Annotated in this window: 1 pseudogene; it reads left to right on the plus strand. The window is 57.6% G+C overall.

The features are described from left to right. Positions 1 to 660, plus strand: a pseudogene (locus HMPREF2894_RS09180) (type IV secretion protein Rhs); the annotation flags it as partial.

Below are 660 nucleotides of genomic sequence, written 5' to 3' on the forward strand. Positions count from 1 at the left end.
TCGAGCGCTTATGCGTATGATGCTGCTGGCCGTATGGTCAAGCAGACTGACATTACCGCGTACCGTCTGGATGGAACCGCCGTTACTTCTGAGTCTCGTGTGGAGTCTTCCTTCGAGTACAACGCGGTAGATGCGCTGGTGCGTGCGCAGGTGTCTGATTTGGCGGGTACTTGGGTTCGTGAGTTTGGTTACCGTGGCGCGCACATGAGCTCTGTGACCGAGCAGCCCGCTGTGGCAGACTCTTCTGAGGCTCTGCACACTGAGATTATTCGTGATGATTTGGGTCGTATTAGCGGTGTGGATTCGCCCGCTGGTCTGGTCATGTACACCTACACTGACGCCCAGATGCTCTCTTCTGCCGTTCGCGGTACCGAGACTCTGCGTTGGGCCTATGATGCTGCTGGTGCGCTGGTGCGTGTTGAGTACTTTGATAGCGCTCAGCCTGAGAATGCTTGGGTGAAGGTGCTGGTTACTGATGAGGGTGCCCGTGTTCGTGCAGTGTGCGTCTACGGTGTGCAGGATGAGGCGAAGGCTGGCTCCCGGTCGGCTGAGTTTGCCTCTGCTGTTGAGGATGCTCAGGTGTGGCTTCCGCAGTGCCCGGAATCCGTGGAAGTTGAGGGCGTCACTCTGGTGCCGGTCTCGACGAGCGTGTTCTCTTAT

It is taken from the genome of Rothia sp. HMSC066G02, from assembly GCF_001813145.1.
Classification (GTDB): domain Bacteria; phylum Actinomycetota; class Actinomycetes; order Actinomycetales; family Micrococcaceae; genus Rothia.